Annotated in this window: 13 protein-coding genes; 6 read left to right on the forward strand and 7 right to left on the reverse strand. The window is 56.4% G+C overall.

The window, feature by feature from the left end:
• Nucleotides 1-92: 92 nt before the first annotated feature.
• The 3 genes from P4L78_RS00760 to P4L78_RS00770 all read left to right on the forward strand — a co-directional run bounded on the left by P4L78_RS00760 (nucleotide 93) and on the right by P4L78_RS00770 (nucleotide 1,858).
• Nucleotides 93-698, forward strand: coding sequence for a glutathione S-transferase N-terminal domain-containing protein (locus tag P4L78_RS00760; protein ID WP_283150859.1), 606 nt, complete (start codon nucleotides 93-95; stop codon nucleotides 696-698).
• A 66-nt stretch (nucleotides 699-764) separates the two neighbouring features.
• Nucleotides 765-1,235: a ClpXP protease specificity-enhancing factor gene (locus P4L78_RS00765; protein WP_283150858.1), complete on the forward strand. Its 471-nt coding sequence runs from the start codon at nucleotides 765-767 to the stop codon at nucleotides 1,233-1,235.
• Between the two features lie 410 nt (nucleotides 1,236-1,645).
• The gene (locus P4L78_RS00770) at nucleotides 1,646-1,858 is read left to right on the forward strand and encodes a hypothetical protein (protein ID WP_283150857.1); all 213 of its coding nucleotides are present in this window, start codon (nucleotides 1,646-1,648) and stop codon (nucleotides 1,856-1,858) included.
• A gap of 113 nt (nucleotides 1,859-1,971) precedes the next feature.
• Here P4L78_RS00770 and P4L78_RS00775 read toward each other — a convergent pair whose 3' ends face one another.
• The 5 genes from P4L78_RS00775 to purM form a co-directional block, all read right to left on the reverse strand.
• The gene (locus tag P4L78_RS00775; RefSeq protein WP_309326289.1) at nucleotides 1,972-3,360 is read right to left on the reverse strand and encodes an RsmB/NOP family class I SAM-dependent RNA methyltransferase; all 1,389 of its coding nucleotides are present in this window, start codon (nucleotides 3,358-3,360) and stop codon (nucleotides 1,972-1,974) included.
• Nucleotides 3,361-3,529: 169 nt separating this feature from the next.
• On the reverse strand, nucleotides 3,530-4,462 hold the full coding sequence (locus tag P4L78_RS00780) for a DUF3108 domain-containing protein (protein ID WP_283150855.1): 933 nt from the start codon (nucleotides 4,460-4,462) through the stop codon (nucleotides 3,530-3,532).
• Nucleotides 4,398-5,687, reverse strand: a complete 1,290-nt coding sequence (locus P4L78_RS00785) for a DUF3108 domain-containing protein (protein WP_309326292.1) — start codon at nucleotides 5,685-5,687, stop codon at nucleotides 4,398-4,400. Before P4L78_RS00785 ends, P4L78_RS00780 begins: the two co-directional genes overlap by 65 nt.
• A complete protein-coding gene (purN, locus tag P4L78_RS00790; protein WP_283150853.1) occupies nucleotides 5,684-6,289 on the reverse strand; it encodes a phosphoribosylglycinamide formyltransferase in 606 nt (201 codons plus the stop codon). The genes P4L78_RS00785 and purN overlap by 4 nt, the downstream gene beginning before the upstream one ends.
• Nucleotides 6,290-6,368: 79 nt before the next feature.
• A complete protein-coding gene (purM, locus tag P4L78_RS00795) occupies nucleotides 6,369-7,412 on the reverse strand; it encodes a phosphoribosylformylglycinamidine cyclo-ligase (RefSeq protein ID WP_283150852.1) in 1,044 nt (347 codons plus the stop codon).
• A gap of 178 nt (nucleotides 7,413-7,590) precedes the next feature.
• Between purM and P4L78_RS00800 the strand changes: the two genes are divergently transcribed.
• Nucleotides 7,591-8,718, forward strand: a complete 1,128-nt coding sequence (locus tag P4L78_RS00800; protein WP_283150851.1) for an AI-2E family transporter — start codon at nucleotides 7,591-7,593, stop codon at nucleotides 8,716-8,718.
• Nucleotides 8,711-9,403, forward strand: a complete 693-nt coding sequence (gene hda / locus P4L78_RS00805) for a DnaA regulatory inactivator Hda (RefSeq protein WP_283150850.1) — start codon at nucleotides 8,711-8,713, stop codon at nucleotides 9,401-9,403. The genes P4L78_RS00800 and hda overlap by 8 nt, the downstream gene beginning before the upstream one ends.
• A 20-nt stretch (nucleotides 9,404-9,423) precedes the next feature.
• On the opposite strand, the gene P4L78_RS00810 is transcribed toward hda, so the two are convergent.
• Together P4L78_RS00810 and P4L78_RS00815 are read right to left on the reverse strand one after the other, a co-directional pair.
• Nucleotides 9,424-9,786: a nuclear transport factor 2 family protein gene (locus tag P4L78_RS00810; RefSeq protein ID WP_283150849.1), complete on the reverse strand. Its 363-nt coding sequence runs from the start codon at nucleotides 9,784-9,786 to the stop codon at nucleotides 9,424-9,426.
• A gap of 109 nt (nucleotides 9,787-9,895) precedes the next feature.
• On the reverse strand, nucleotides 9,896-10,492 hold the full coding sequence (locus P4L78_RS00815) for a 6-carboxytetrahydropterin synthase (protein ID WP_283150848.1): 597 nt from the start codon (nucleotides 10,490-10,492) through the stop codon (nucleotides 9,896-9,898).
• Nucleotides 10,493-11,089: 597 nt separating this feature from the next.
• Between P4L78_RS00815 and P4L78_RS00820 the strand changes: the two genes are divergently transcribed.
• Nucleotides 11,090-13,840 carry a chitinase C-terminal domain-containing protein gene (locus tag P4L78_RS00820; RefSeq protein ID WP_309326298.1) on the forward strand — a complete coding sequence of 917 codons (2,751 nt, stop codon included), beginning with the start codon at nucleotides 11,090-11,092 and terminating at the stop codon, nucleotides 13,838-13,840.
• Nucleotides 13,841-13,869 lie beyond the last annotated feature (29 nt).

The following is a 13,869-nucleotide window of genomic DNA, read 5'->3' on the forward strand; positions in this document are numbered from 1 at the left end:
ATCATTTGGTTATCGCTCATTTTCTGGCCTTGTTGGGCGAAAGTCTTTACAATTCAGCGTTTTACGTCATCCCCATTCGGAGACCCCGCCTTATGATGAAGCTGTATTCCGGCACTTCTTGCCCGTTCAGCCACCGCTGTCGCATCGTTTTGTTTGAAAAAGGCATGGACTTCGAAATCATCGATGTCGACGTGCATAGCAAGCCAGAAGACCTCGCCGTCATGAACCCGTACAACGAAGTGCCGGTTCTGGTTGAGCGTGATCTCACCTTGTACGAATCCAACATCATCAATGAATACATTGATGAGCGCTTCCCGCACCCGCAACTGATGCCGGTTGATCCGGTCATGCGCGCCCGTGCCCGTCTGATGTTGTTCAACTTCGAGCGCGAACTGTTCATCCATGTGAAGACACTGGAAGACGGCGCCGCCACCAAGAAGGCGCAAGATGCTGCTCGCGTGACCATTCGCGACAATCTGACCCAGATTGCTCCGCTGTTTGCCAAGCAGAAGTTCATGCTGGGTGAAGAGTTCTCGATGCTGGACGTGGCCATTGCGCCGCTGCTGTGGCGTTTTGAGCACTATGGCATTGAAGTGACCAAGCCACTGGCCTCGATTCTGAAGTATGGTGAGCGTCTGTTCAGCCGCCAGGCCTTTATCGATTCGTTGACCGCCAACGAAAAAGCCATGCGCAAGTAATATGGTATGAGCGCGATGTGCCAACGTGGCTTGGCGCATCGCATTTCATGCTATTGGGGTATAACCATGTCATCAGTCTCGACCAAACCCTATCTGATTCGTGCCATTCACGAATGGTGTTCCGACCACGGCTTTACGCCTTATCTGGTTGTTGCGGTCCGCAACGAGATGCAGGTGCCGATGGAATACGTCAAGAACGGGGAAATTGTTCTTAACATCGGTTACAACGCCACTCGTGGTTTGAATCTGGGCAATGACTACGTATCGTTCTCGGCCAGGTTCAATGGCGTGTCGCGCGACATCATGATCCCGGTAGGCACTGTGGTCTCGATCTTCTCGCGTGAGAACGGTGAGGGGATGGGCTTTGAATATGAAGCGCCGCCGGAAGAAGTAGCAGGCTCTTCTGCCGAGTCGGGCCCGGTGCTGGCCAGCAAAGATCTCCACGATGCTGTGCAGCAGGACAACAACGACGATGATGATCATCCCGAGCCGCCGCGTCCATCGGCAGGGCGTTCGCATTTGCGGGTTGTGAAATAACCGGCAGTCGCTGGCTTGTATTGCCAAAAAAAGACCTCGCTTCGGCGAGGTTTTTTTATTGATGGGTCTGACGGCCAACCATTTGTCTGCAGTGTAGGGTTCGAGTGGCGAAAAGGGTGCGTAGTTCTGGTGCATAAACGCTAGAAATGATGTTTTTCTGCACCAAAAACGTTAATTAAATGTCATTTATACTACAAAAATATCCATTTTGAATTTTATGTTTTTGTCCTAATTATTTAAAAAACATATAAAAAACAGTATGTTGGATTGTATTTTTGATTTTATTTTCGATGTTTTCGTATGATTTTTTGTAGTATTTAGTGATAAACGGTTGAAATTTAGTTACGTAATTTAACTACGTTTGATGTATGATGAAGTCATTGAATAAGTCGCCCGAAAGGAGATTCACCATGAGCATCAGCATCCCGTTTTTTGGTAAGGTTGGTTCCGATGTAACCAAGTTTGAACCGAATATGCGCGTGAACCGTGCCGGTGGCTTGGGTGAACCCGAACAAGTTGACGGCCTTGTGCTGTATCAAGTTGGCAAGCGCGCCAAGGTTTGTTGGGGTCCGGGTAATTCCAGTATGGAATCGGTTAACGACCTGACTTTGATCGTCGAATAAAGAGTTCACCGTTCCGACTCGGGCCCATGACCGAGCCGGAATGTAAAAAGCCCCGGCTAATCACCGGGGCTTTTTTTCTTTTAGCAGTCCCGGCCTGGCCGAGAACAAGTCACTCAGGGCGCGCTAGCCACAACTTCTGCGACCGCAACGGCTTCGCCGCTTTCTTCGTCAGCATCGTTAGCAGCGGCGGACTCTTCCAGTTCTTCTGTGGCTTCGCTTTCCAGAACTTGAGCCTGCAGCGGTTTGCGTTGCAATACGGCGGCGTAAAAGCCATCAGTGCCGTGCTGTTGCGGATTCAGTACCAGGTCCGGGCCTGCCAGTTCAAGCTCGACGCGTTCTTTGCTCAGCAGCGTACGAACGTCCATGCGCTCAAATTCGGGATGAGTGGCAAGGAAGGTATCGACAATGACGCTGTTTTCCGACTCCAGGATACTGCAGGTGGCATAGACCAGACGCCCGCCGACCTTTACCAGTCGTGCCGCCGAAGCCAGAATCGATGCCTGCTTGTTGTTCAGTTCACCCACGCCTACCAGTGTCTGACGGTATTTCAGATCCGGATTACGGCGCAGCGTACCCAAGCCAGAGCATGGCGCATCGACCAGAACGACATCCATCTTGCCTGCGAGACGTTTGATCTTTTGATCGTGTTCGGATGAAATCAGTTGCGCTTGCACGTTGGACAAACCAGAACGGGCCACTCGCGGCTTCAGATTGGCCAGACGTTTTTCCGACACGTCAAACGCATACAAACGCCCGGTCGATTGCATCAGCGCGCCCAGTGCCAAGGTTTTGCCACCGGCGCCAGCGCAAAAGTCGGTCACCATCTGGCCGCGGCGTACGCCAGAGATCAAGGCCAGCAACTGGCTGCCTTCGTCTTGCACCTCATACAGACCGCCAAGGAAACCTGGATGGCGCGACAAGGCGGGTTTGGCACCCAAGCGGATACCCCAAGGCGAGTAAGGCGTAGGCTCAGCGACAAAATGTTCCGCGCGCAATTGTTCCAGCAGCGTGTCGCGCTTGGTTTTTAGCAAGTTGGCGCGGATATCCAGTGGCGCGCTTTGGCCCAGACCGTGACCAATGGCGAGGATTTCGTCATTGCTGCGACCTTCTGCGTGCAAGGCGTCGACAATCCATTGCGTAAACCCGGCGCGCACGGCGAGCGGCGCTTCCGCCAGATTCACGGCTTTCCACTTCTTCGCCAGTTCCAGTTGGTCTTCGCGATAGAAGGTGGCCAGTTCTTTCATGGTGCGTTTTTCTACGGCGGCATGAAATGCCAGCAGCCACAGGCGCGCACCGGCTTCTTCGCCAGCAATCCACTTGAGTTTGGGCAGCGCTCGCAATACGCCAAAGACGTTTTCTGCCACCGCGCTACGGTCACGCGCGCCCAGCTTTTTATGTTCGCGGAACAGGCGCGACATACAAACGTCTGCCGGGGCGGTGAAGGGCAGAATCTGCTCAAGGGCGTCGAGCACTGCGTTGAACTGGATCGTTGTGAGAAGCATGGTGTTTTTTCTTGGTAATGTTAATTCGTGAACAATAAAGAACGCTGCGGTCCGTAATGCACCAAGAGCCATCCGATCGATGCCAGTGGTGCGAACTGCAGGTTCTCAGTTGCCCGGTTTGCGGCAAATTGTGCTGCCAGCGTGCCGGACATAAAAAATACAAAAGTGCTTAATTGCCCGATGATTTGGGTCGAGAGCCCGGATCAGCGGTGGGTGGTTGCAGTACCGCCGTGCCATCAATGTCGATTTGCGTGGCCCAAAGATCCAGCGGCGCGTCTTTGCCCATATTGAGCACCATCCTTACTGGCAGGTTAGACCATTGCGGGGCCAGCCAGAAATCAAATACCCGATCTTCGAAGGTGCCGCGTAGCAAAACTACATCAACGGGTTGGCCAGACAAGCGCCATGTTTTTTCTTCTATGACTGCAAATGCCACATTTTTGTAGACCTTGCGACCGCTGATCATGGAGAAAGTGAAATTTCTGCTATGCACGCCCTGCAAGGCAAACTGGAAGGCGGCGGAGAACAAATCCTGATCGCCCGCATGCAATTCATTGACCGAGGTTTTGTCGCCATCATGCAGCGTTAACTGATGGCTGGACCAATCAAATACCGCTTCGTTTTCTAGCTTGCCGTCGCGGGTGTCGGTAAAGTGCTCTGGCTCCAGACCATTTTTGCCAATGCGTCCTTCGCTGCTGAAGGCCCGCGTGCGCCCGAACAACGCGGCGCCAATCGTCAACGAATAACGGCCATTGCCCGATTCCCACTTCAGACGCGCCGGAATGGGTAAACCACGATAGACATAAGTGATGCCTACGTTCTGCGGAAAAGCCTTGATTGCCTTTGCTGTAGCCGCATCCAGCTGCGCCGGATTAACAGCAGCTTGCTGGCTGACCGCAACGATACTCGATGCCTCGGCTGGTGCCGAAGCGCCGGGCGTGGCTGCGCCGACCATCATGGCAGGAAAAGCACACAAGCAGGCAATTAACAACGAGCGAAAGTTCATAGGCTTCATGGTGTTGGCGAACAGATAAGGGTTAGCCGTGCGGGCCACGTGGGCGATCAAGGCCAGGAATCGGCGCTTCCAGTACGGTATTGCCATCGATCTCGATCTCCGTGGCCCAGATATCCAGCGGCGAGTCCTTGCCCATATTCAAGACCATGCGCACCGGCAGGTTGGACCACTGCGGCGCCAACCAGAAATCAAAAACCCGGTCTTCAAAAACACCGCGTAACAAAATGGCATCGACCGGCTTGCCGGAAAGCTTCAGGGTTTTTTCACCCAGAATCTCAAATGCGACGTTCGGGTACACCTTGCGTCCGCTGGCCAGCGAAAAGGTGAAGTTCTTCATGCGTGAACCCTGCAGCGCAAACTGGAACGCGGCGGAGAACAAATCCTGATCGCCAGCGTGCAAGTCCGCTTGAATAGTCTTGTTGCCGTCGTGCAAGGTCAACTGATGACTGGACCAGTCAAACAGCGCTTCATTTTGCAGCTTGCCGTCGCGTGTGTCGCTAAAGCGATCTGGCGCCAAGCCATCTTTGCTGATGCTGCCGACACTGCTGAAGGCGCGGCTTTTGCCAAACATGGAGGCAGCAATATTCAGTGAGTATCTGTCGCCTTGCGCTTCCCATTTCAGCCGCGCCGGAATCGGCAGGCCCTGATATTTATAGGTAATCGCCACTGTCTGTGGAAAGCCCTTGGCGGCGGCGACTATTTGCGGGGCAGAAGCGCTCGCCGGGCTTGCTGCACTGGCGATCTGCGGACTGCTGGCGGTTATGCCGTGATTCGCCTTGCCATTGCCAGCTGGGGCTGGCGCACTGGCTGCGGCAATCGTCTCGCTGGCAGGTGCACTGGCAACGGCGCTGGCACTGCTGAACCAGGAGGAGGTCGGTACAGACGCGGCTGCGACTTCTGTCGCGCTGGCGGCACTGGCACTGTTGCGGCTAGCCAGTTGTACTGCTGGCTTGGGTTTGCGCCGTACAACTGGCGAAGCTTTGCGCGGCTCGGGCTTGGGGGCGACAGCGACCACCACTGGCGCCTTGACTACGGGTTGCTTCGGTGTGAGCCAGACCGTGACTACATCCGGGCGTTTGATGCCCTTGAGTGCTTCTGGCCGTTTGTCATCGTCATCCCATTCTTGCGCGGACAACTTGTGCGTGGCTTTGCGTAATTTCTCATGGGTATCCGGGCTGGTACCGTTCATCACGTAGTCGTAGATCATGTCGCCGGAGATCGACAAAAAGTGCGCGATCAACGACACGACAAAGGCCAGGATCAGCAGAAGGCGGGGTGCTCGCCAGCGATTGGCGACGCGGGGTTGGCTCATGCGGCGGCGTGACCAATGCGCACGCGATGGCCCTCAATATGGAGGCGACCTTGCACAAACCATTGCACGGCAAGTGGGTAAAGCTGATGTTCTTCAATCAGGATGCGCTCAGCCAGTGCGATAGCGGTGTCGTCTTCCAGTACAGGCACCGCTGCTTGCGCGATGATCGGGCCGTGATCAAGTTCGGCAGTGACAAAATGAATGGTGCAACCGGCCAGTTTCACGCCTTCATCAATGGCGCGCTGGTGGGTGTGCAAGCCGGTAAAAGCAGGTAGTAGGGACGGATGTACATTGATCAGGCGTCCGGCGTAGTGGTTTACAAAACCGTCGGTGAGGATGCGCATGAAACCGGCCAGTACCACGAGGTCTGGTTCGTACCCGTCAATCAGTTGCGCCAGGGCGCTATCAAACGTCGCGCGATCAGCAAATTGGGTGTGATCCAGCGCCGCCGTGGCGATGCCACGCGCAGCCGCCCACGCCAGGCCGCCAGCATCAGGCCGGTTGGAGATCACTGCCGCAATGCGGGCTTGAGGGATATTGGCTTCTACGATTGCCTGCATATTGCTGCCGCGACCGGAAACCAGAATGACGATGTTCTTCATGAAAGACGCATGCAGTAAGCGTTGAAAACGCGAGAGCCGGGCATTTGACCGGCTCTCAGCGTGGCAGTTCTCACACAGTTCAAGCGACTTGGGTCTGGTGTTCGTCACCGTTACGGGTACGTACAGTGCCGATGCGATAAACCGTCTCGCCTTCGCCAGTCAGCAGTTGCTCGGCAGCGTCAGCCTGATCGGCACCGACAATCACGACCATGCCGATACCGCAATTGAAGGTGCGATACATTTCTGCCGCCGCCACGCCGCCTTTCTCTTGCAGCCACTGGAACAGCTTGGGCATGGTCCAGCTCTTGGCGTCGATTTGTGCGACTACGTTGTCAGGCAGTACGCGCGGCACGTTCTCAGAAATGCCACCACCGGTGATGTGCGCCATGCCTTTGACCGGCAGGGTTTGCATCAGCTTGAGCAACGGCTTCACATAAATGCGGGTCGGGGCCATCACAACATCCGCCAGCGATTTGCCGTTTTCAAACTCGGCGGCGTAATCGGCTTCGGAGAGATGCAGAATCTTGCGCACCAGCGAGTAACCGTTGGAGTGCGCGCCGTTGGAGGCCAGGCCCAATACTACGTCGCCAGGCCCGATGGTTTTGCCGGTGATGATGTTGGCTTTTTCCACCACACCAACCGCAAAGCCGGCCAGATCGTACTCACCAACCGGGTACATGCCCGGCATCTCGGCGGTTTCACCGCCAATCAGCGCACAACCGGCTTGTTCACAGCCGTGGGCAATACCGCGGATGACTTCAGTGGCGGCGTCGACATTGAGCTTGCCGCAGGCAAAGTAGTCGAGGAAGAACAGCGGCTCGGCGCCTTGCACCAGAATATCGTTTACGCTCATGGCGACCAGATCGATACCGACGGTGTCATGGCGATTGAGTTCGAAAGCCAGCTTGAGCTTGGTGCCCACGCCATCAGTGCCGGAAACCAGCACGGGTTCCTTGAATTTCTTCGAGATCTCCACCATCGCGCCAAAGCCGCCCAGACCGCCCAGCACTTCCGGGCGCATGGTACGCTTGGCATACGGTTTGATGTTTTCGACAAGTTGATCGCCCGCGTCGATATCAACGCCTGCGTCGCGGTAGCTCAAGCCGGTGGGGGTGGTGGTCATGCGTGGTGGCCTCGTGGTCCTGATCTGATCAAATGGCGTATGCAAATGGCTGCAATGTTTTCAACTTATAGCTACAAAACGTGACCGTCGGAACTCAGGTTCATGGCGGTAATGCCGCGTTGCAGCTAGAATTGGCAGCCTTTTTGCCAAAAAGCTCAGTATTTTAACGCATCCTGCGATGATACGCCCGACTCCCCGTCTGCCCAAAGAATTGCACCCGGCCTGGCTTGCTGCCCTGCTGGTGCCCGCCTGCGCGCTGCTTTGGCTGTTGATGCCGGTTTTGATGCCGTTTGCGACCGCTGCGATCCTGGCGTACATCCTGCATCCGGCCCAATCCTGGCTGACCCGTCATCGCGTCAACGGCAATCTGGCCGCCTTGCTGGTCATTATCGGTCTGGTGTTGCTGCTGCTGGCTTTGCTGCTGATTATTGCGCCGCTGGTCATCCAGCAAGTACAGCAGCTTTATCACCTGGCGCCGCATTTTGCCGACTGGGTGGATAACACGCTGGCACCGGCGCTGGCACAGCGTTTTGGTATTCATGTGGCGCTGGATCACGATTCATTTGTCACCTGGATAGCTGGCCACGAAGAAGCGATCAAGGCTGCTTTGCCAAGCATCTTCAAGAGTCTTGGCAACGGCGGCAGAGCGTTTATTGGCCTCATGGCCAATGTTTTCCTTACCCCGGTGGTGTTGTTTTACTTTTTACGGGACGGCGACAAATTCTCGCCGCGCGTGCTGGAACTGGTGCCACGCCGCTGGGACCGACGCTTTCGCGGCTTCCTGGTCGAAATTGACGATGTGTTGTCCGAGTTCTTGCGCGGCCAGCTCACCGTAATGCTGGTCATGTGCGTGATTTACAGCGGCGGCCTGTATCTGGCCGGGCTGAATGCCGCACTACCAGTGGGTATTGTTTCGGGCTTGCTGACGTTTATTCCGTATCTCGGCTCGGGCACCGGCATGGTGCTGGCCACGCTGGCGGCCGCCGGGCAGTTTGGTTCGGTGGTCGGCATCGGCTTGTGCCTGGTGGTGTTTCTGGTCGGCATGGCGCTGGAAGGCAATCTGATAACGCCCTATCTGGTCGGTGACCGCATCGGGCTGCATCCGGTCGCGGTGATCTTCGCCCTGATGGCATTCGGCCAGTTGTTTGGTTTTGTCGGAGTCTTGCTGGCGTTGCCGATGGCCGCCATTTTGCAAGTCGGCCTGCGCCACCTGCGAAGGCATTATCTTGACAGCGATGTTTATCGCAAGCATCCGCACGCTGGCATCTCACGCCGCAATCTGCAGCAAGGAAAGGGCGATGAGTGAGCAACTGATTCTTGATTTGTACCTGCCGCAGCCGCCCAGCTTTGAAGGCTTTGTGCCGGGCGAAAACGCCGAGCTGTTGTTTATGCTGGGCGAATGGGCCGCGGGCGCGAGTGACATCCGCTTTCTGTATCTGTGGGGCGGCAATGGCGTGGGCAAGTCATATTTGCTGGCGGCCGCCGCGCAACGCTGGCCGGGTGTGATCAGCATTGATGCGGCCAGTCAGTCCTTACCCGACTTCTTGGCTGCTGACGCCGCGTTGATTGTCGATAACGTCGATCAACTGGACCCGGAACAGCAAATCCGCCTGTTCGATCACTACAACACGTTGCGCGAAGGCAGCGGCCGCTTGCTGGCAACTGGCCCGGTGCCGCCCATGCAACTGGACTTGCGTGATGATCTGACGACTCGCCTGGGCTGGGGGTTGGTGTATCAACTCAAGGCGTTGTCGGATTCCGACAAGATTGCCGCATTGCGCACGCAGGCCCGCGAATCGGGCTTTGAGTTGTCGACGGAAGCGGCGGATTACCTGCTGCGCCATAGCCGACGTGATCTGGCGAGCCTGCGCTCAGTGCTGGAACAAGCCAATCGCTATGCGTTATCGCTCAAACGGCCAGTTACCGTGCCGTTGATCCGCGAAGTACTCAGTGGCGAGCGCCGTCAGGGCGGGATATTTCCGGCGCCCTGACGCATCATGCTCAGAGCGTGTTACCAGGTCGGCTCGTCCAGAAAATGCACGCTGCTGATCAGCCCGTCGTGAACTTCATAAATGGCCACGGCCATCACCGGTTGTTTTTCCAGCCCGTACACTTCCTCGTGATCAATCACCACATTGCCGTAAACAATGCGCTGACGAATCTGCACGCTTAGATCGGGCAAGTTGAAACGGTAATCCCGGTAGTAATCCGCCAGCGCATCCCGGCCTTCCAGCCGCGCGGCCCCGGATGGCCAGCCGGAAATGACGACATGCGGCGAGTAACAAGCCACAAAGCGGTATAGATCGTGCGCGTTGTAGGCATCGACTTGCGCGGCAACGACTGCTTCGGGGGACAAAATGGTGGCGACATTCATGGGCTATCGTCCTGTGCTGGGGGCGGGTATTTCACAGGGATAGCATATGCCAGCGCGGCTAGCGAGGACGATTATATTTGCAAGATCCGCCGCTACTGCGGCGGCCGCATCAGCCTTTGATTTGTAACGGCACTTCGGGATTGATGAACGCTTCGCCAGCGATCAGTTTTTCCATCATTTGCGGGTCATGCCATTCGGCTTTTACCTGCTCCGAAAACACCAGGTCTTGCAGGCGAATGATGCCCATGCGCTCATTCACGGCGTCTTCACGGAATGCCTGCGCGTAACCGGTTTCGGTTTCGTGGGCGATCACCGAATGCAGGCGCACATCGCTCTCGCCGTTTTTCATGATCGTGTTCTGCAGGATCGCGTCGATTACCACAAAGAACATGCGGGCAAATTGCTCGGCCGAAGGCGATACCGGCACGGCAATCCAGCGTGCGCTGAATTCTTTGGATAAACGAATGTATTCGGGGTCGTCTTTGTCCCAGAAACAGATGGCGTGATCAAACGCATCGATCACGTCTTTGATGGTGCTTTTCATCAGACCAAAGTCGTACACCATCTGGCCGTTGTCCAGGGCGTGCGCTTCCAGCAGCACTTCAACCTTGTAGCTGTGGCCGTGGATGGAACGGCGGCAGCGGTCTGAAGAACAGTTGCGCACGATATGTGCACTTTCAAATTTGAACAGCTTGCGGATCAGCATGAATAAAACCTGAGTAATGAACTCGGGTTTTATCAGAAACCGGCTATCGACTGCAAGCGGCAGGGCGATCCAACCGCTTTATCGGCAAAATTGGCCGTGTTGCGTTGCAGCCTGGGACAAGGTTTGTCGTAAGTATTGTAAGTAGTTTGCCGTATGCGACTGACGTCAAAGGCGCGTTGACGCGTCTGGTTGACATCCGGCTGTCACAGACCAGTGGTAGCGCTTTCTGAAGTGGTATTTCCCGGTCTTCAACAGTAATCCCTGATTTTTGTGCTGCGGCAAAACGGTTTGCGGAAAAAACTGGCATTGCATCGGCGCAATCCGTCCTCCGATCCTGTTTATGTTGCAGCGCAATATGTCGCGTTCAACGCACTGGTCTGGTTGTGCCACGGGCAGGCGTTTGGCGGCAGCGGCGCTTGCCTTGACACACTTGGGGTGCTTCAAGCTAATCGAAGGTTCAAGGGCAGAATGCGGCCCCATAAGCATTCGCCCGCGAGCGCGTAATCCGGCTTTTCTTACAAGCCTGCGCTTGAAAGGCCCGTCGAAATCATGAACGGGTCACTTCGATATAAACAAAACTGGATTGGAGACTTAACCATGAAAAGCAAGCGGCTGGCCCTGGCGGCCTTGCCCATTGCCCTGGCTGCGGTATACGCGTTCGCCGCGTACCCGACCTGGCAAGATGGCGGTACCTATACCGCTGGCACGATCGTTTATTACAACGGTCACGATTATCAAGCGCTGGTAACCCAGACCGATTATGTCGGTGCCAACTGGAACCCGGCGGCAACCCCGAGCCTGTGGAAAGATCTTGGCGCGGATGCCGGCGGCACACCAACGCCGACCCCAACGCCAGCACCGACTCCTACCCCAACACCAGCTCCGACACCGACTCCTACCCCAACACCTGCGCCGACTCCGACGCCAACCCCGGCACCTACTCCAACACCAACGCCCACTCCGGCACCGACTCCCTCCGGTAACTGTAATGCAGCGTGGAATGCCACCACTGCCTATAGCACTGGCGCGCTGGTCAGCCTGAATGGCGTGAACTACCAGGCCAACTGGTGGACCCAGGGCCAGAGCCCGGCTACCAATTCCGGTGTTACCGGCAGCGGCCAGCCGTGGTTGATCGTCGGTAACTGTGGCAATACAACACCGACGCCGACGCCGACGCCGACACCGACGCCGACACCGACACCGACACCGACACCGACACCGACACCGACACCGACACCGACACCGACACCAACACCAACACCAACACCAACACCAACACCAACACCAACACCAACACCAACACCAACACCAACACCGACACCAGCGCCAGGCCCGACACCAACGCCTGCACCAACCCCGTCAGCCAATGCTTGCCGTCCGGATGGTCTGATCCCCGGTGCGACCGGCGTGCCGTATTGCAAGGTGTATGACGCCAATGGCCGTGAAGTGCTGGCCAACGGGCTGAATCGCCGGATCGTGGGTTACTTCGCCAGCTGGCGCACCGGTGTGGATGGCACTCCGTCTTACCTGGTGAACAACGTGCCATGGAACAAGATCTCGCACCTGAACTACGCGTTTGCGACGGTTGACCAGAACACCTACAAGATCGCCATTGATACCAGCGCCACCAGCGCCGATATCAACCTGACCTGGCCGGGTGTGGCTGGCGCGCAGATGGACACCTCGTTGCCATACAAGGGGCACTTCAACCTGCTGGCGCAATACAAGAAAGCCAACCCGAACGTCAAAGTGATGATGTCGATTGGCGGCTGGGCGGGCGGTACTGGTTTCTACACCATGACCACCAATGCCGATGGCTCCACCAACACGGCCGGGATCAATACCTTTGCCGATTCGGTCGTGGCGTTCCTGCGTCAGTACACGTTCTTTGATGGCGTGGACATCGACTACGAGCACCCAACCACCAACTCGCAAGCCGGTAACCCGGACGACTTCTCCATCTCGGGGCCACGTCAGAAAGGTTTGATGACCAGCTACAACTTGTTGCTCAAAACCCTGCGCCAGAAACTGGATGCAGCAGCGGCCAACGACAACAAGTACTACATGCTGAGCATTGCCGGTTCGGCTTCGGGCTGGATTCTGCGTGGCGAAGAAAACATGTCCGGTCTGCAGTATCTGGACTACGCCAGCTTGATGTCCTACGACCTGCATGGCGCATGGAACCAGTATGTCGGTCCGAACGCCGCGCTGTTTGACGATGGCAACGATGCTGAACTGAAGGCGGGCGGCGTGTACGGCGCTTCGCAATACGGCGGCATTGGTTATCTGAACACCGACTGGGCCTTCCACTACTATCGTGGCGCAATGCAAGCAGGCCGGATCAACCTGGGTGTGCCGTACTACACCCGTGGCTGGAAGGGCGTGACGGGCGGCACCAACGGCTTGTGGGGTACTTCGCCGACAGTGAGCAGCACCATTACTTGCAAGGGCATTGCGACTTGCGGTCAGGGTGCGACCGGTATCGATAACGTGTGGTATGACCTGGACACCCAAGGCAATCCGGTGCCGGGCGGGGGCAACCCGTTGTGGCATACCCTGAACTTGCAGAATGGCATCGTTCCGGACTATCTGGACGCCTACAAGGTGACCGAGAAGACCATCACCGGCACGTATGTTCCTAACTACAGCGCAACGCTGGTCGCGCCGTGGTTGTGGAATGCCACCAAGCAAGTGTTCCTGTCGACCGAAACCGAGCAGTCCATCCAGGCCAAGGCCCAATATATCGTCAACAACGGTATCGGCGGTGCCATGATCTGGGAACTGGCCGGTGACTATGCCTGGAACGCCAGCATGAACGGCGGCAAGGGCGAGTACTACATGGGCACCACGCTGACCACCGACATCTACAACGCCTTCACCGCTGCCGCGCCGTATGGCAACAAGAAGGCCGAAACCACACTGCCGACGACATCGGTAGCGCTGGGGATAACGCTGGATCAGTGGCCGCTGGGCGATAACAACTACCCGATCACCCCGAAGATGGAGTTGACCAACAACACCACGCAAACCATCCCGGGCGGCACCACGATCGAGTTTGATTACCCGGTTTCGACTCCGGCCACCATGGCGGATCAGTCTGGCTTCGGTTTGACCAATACTTCGGCGGGTTACAGTGGTCCGAACAATATTGGTGGCTTCAAGGCCAACTACAACCATGCCAAGTTCAGCGTTCCGACCTGGCAAACCATCGCCCCGGGGCAGACTGTGACCGTGGCGTTGAACTACTACCTGCCGATCTCTGGTCCGTCGAACTATGTCGTGACCATTGGCGGTACCAAGTACATCCTGCAGCAAGAGAATCCCGATGCAACCGTGGGCTTGAAATAAGTCGCGCTGACGCTGACGATATCTCTTTG

The organism is Silvimonas sp., from assembly GCF_031291215.1.
Taxonomy (GTDB): Bacteria; Pseudomonadota; Gammaproteobacteria; order Burkholderiales; family Chitinibacteraceae; genus Silvimonas; species Silvimonas soli.

Excerpts from the sequence above, each read along its gene's own strand:
- P4L78_RS00770 (WP_283150857.1), top strand. The coding sequence starts at position 1,646 with ATGAGCATCAGCATCCCGTTTTTTGGTAAGGTTGGTTCCGATGTAACC.
- P4L78_RS00810 (WP_283150849.1), bottom strand. The coding sequence starts at position 9,786 with ATGAATGTCGCCACCATTTTGTCCCCCGAAGCAGTCGTTGCCGCGCAA.
- P4L78_RS00765 (WP_283150858.1), top strand. The coding sequence starts at position 765 with ATGTCATCAGTCTCGACCAAACCCTATCTGATTCGTGCCATTCACGAA.
- purN (WP_283150853.1), bottom strand. The coding sequence starts at position 6,289 with ATGAAGAACATCGTCATTCTGGTTTCCGGTCGCGGCAGCAATATGCAG.
- P4L78_RS00760 (WP_283150859.1), top strand. The coding sequence starts at position 93 with ATGATGAAGCTGTATTCCGGCACTTCTTGCCCGTTCAGCCACCGCTGT.
- purM (WP_283150852.1), bottom strand. The coding sequence starts at position 7,412 with ATGACCACCACCCCCACCGGCTTGAGCTACCGCGACGCAGGCGTTGAT.
- P4L78_RS00780 (WP_283150855.1), bottom strand. The coding sequence starts at position 4,462 with ATGGCAATACCGTACTGGAAGCGCCGATTCCTGGCCTTGATCGCCCAC.
- P4L78_RS00820 (WP_309326298.1), top strand. The coding sequence starts at position 11,090 with ATGAAAAGCAAGCGGCTGGCCCTGGCGGCCTTGCCCATTGCCCTGGCT.
- hda (WP_283150850.1), top strand. The coding sequence starts at position 8,711 with ATGAGTGAGCAACTGATTCTTGATTTGTACCTGCCGCAGCCGCCCAGC.
- P4L78_RS00775 (WP_309326289.1), bottom strand. The coding sequence starts at position 3,360 with ATGCTTCTCACAACGATCCAGTTCAACGCAGTGCTCGACGCCCTTGAG.
- P4L78_RS00800 (WP_283150851.1), top strand. The coding sequence starts at position 7,591 with ATGATACGCCCGACTCCCCGTCTGCCCAAAGAATTGCACCCGGCCTGG.
- P4L78_RS00815 (WP_283150848.1), bottom strand. The coding sequence starts at position 10,492 with ATGCTGATCCGCAAGCTGTTCAAATTTGAAAGTGCACATATCGTGCGC.
- P4L78_RS00785 (WP_309326292.1), bottom strand. The coding sequence starts at position 5,687 with ATGAGCCAACCCCGCGTCGCCAATCGCTGGCGAGCACCCCGCCTTCTG.